Annotated in this window: 2 protein-coding genes and 1 pseudogene; all 3 read right to left on the bottom strand. The window is 63.7% G+C overall.

The genetic code is table 11. The features are described from left to right. Positions 1–243: pseudogene (locus DVK01_RS20995) on the bottom strand (hypothetical protein); the annotation flags it as partial. Further along, entirely contained in the window at positions 243–542 is a 300-nt protein-coding gene (locus DVK01_RS20990) for a hypothetical protein (RefSeq protein ID WP_115891774.1), read from the bottom strand. The gene DVK01_RS20990 and the pseudogene DVK01_RS20995, both read right to left, overlap by 1 nt. Further along, positions 539–970 (bottom strand): hypothetical protein, encoded by a 432-nt coding sequence (locus DVK01_RS20985; RefSeq protein ID WP_115891775.1) that lies wholly within the window; start codon positions 968–970, stop codon positions 539–541. Before DVK01_RS20985 ends, DVK01_RS20990 begins: the two co-directional genes overlap by 4 nt. Positions 971–1,006 lie beyond the last annotated feature (36 nt).

Raw genomic sequence — 1,006 nt, 5'->3', positions numbered from 1 at the left:
CATCTCGCTCGGCGAGAGGTACGGCTGGATGAGCGAGACGAGTTCATCGTACTCGTTGGACTCGACGTCGGCTTCGAGGAGGCGGTCGAGGAGGTCCTCGGGCTCCATGTCGTGCATGGGGTCGACTACCGGGCCGTTCGAGACGCCGCGGTTGACCGCGGTTCGTTCGAGATCTTGGGCGGCGCGCTCGTCGAGCTCACGCGCTTGGAGCTCGCCGGGGTCGGGTTGGGGGTCGCGTCCCATCATGCGCGGACACCCTCACTGGTGGCGGTGTGGAAGACGGCACCGTAGAGTGCGATGGCACTGACTGCGGCCGCGGCGAGGCACACGAACTGGATAGTCGGAGAGCCGACTGAGATGAACTCGCCGGTCGATTCGTTGAAGACGGCGACGTTACCGCTGGTGAGCGCGAGTGCGCCCCAGACGATGAGGCCGAGTAGTGCCCAGATGGCTTCAGAGTCGTGGCCGCGGAAAACGAGCGCTCCGAAGAGGGCGAGCGTCCCGAGGAGGCCGAGTGCCAGCTGGTGGGCGACGAGTATCATCCGAGGAACCCCCAGACGACGAATGCGGCGGCGATGAGGGCGAGAAGCGGTACTGGGATGCTAATCGCACCGAGCCCGCGGTTCACATCGCGGGTAGTCTGGTCGGGTGCTTCGAACTGGTAGCTGATGTTGACCTGCGTCCCGTTGGAGACGGTCGCGTTTGCCAGTCGTTCGAGCTCCCCGGTCGATTCGTTGAAACGGTAGTCGACACCTTCGGAGAGGGTCGTACCGTTGTGCGTGACGGTGACGTTCGCGCCGAAGTCGACGGCGATGTCTGCCGCGTCGACGAGGCGGCCGGCATCGTCGAGGGTGATGCCTTCGGTGGTCGCTTGAGCCTCGGCACTCTCGATGTAGGAGGTCCCGAAGGTAGCGATAGCAAAAACACCGACGACGGCGATGATGGCGAACGTGACGATTGCGTTAGTCATGGCTCTTGAGTTGGGTGATGAGCAGTGAGAAATCGG

The sequence above is a fragment of the Haloarcula sp. Atlit-120R genome (assembly GCF_003665885.1).
Classification (GTDB): Archaea; Halobacteriota; Halobacteria; order Halobacteriales; family Haloarculaceae; genus Haloarcula; species Haloarcula taiwanensis.
The sequence above is the reverse complement of the archived record's forward strand: the minus strand, read 5'-3'. Positions and strand labels throughout refer to the sequence as shown.

Bases quoted from the DNA above. Each gene is read 5' to 3' on its own strand.
- DVK01_RS20985 (WP_115891775.1), bottom strand. From the start codon at position 970: ATGACTAACGCAATCGTCACGTTCGCCATCATCGCCGTCGTCGGTGTT.
- DVK01_RS20990 (WP_115891774.1), bottom strand. From the start codon at position 542: ATGATACTCGTCGCCCACCAGCTGGCACTCGGCCTCCTCGGGACGCTC.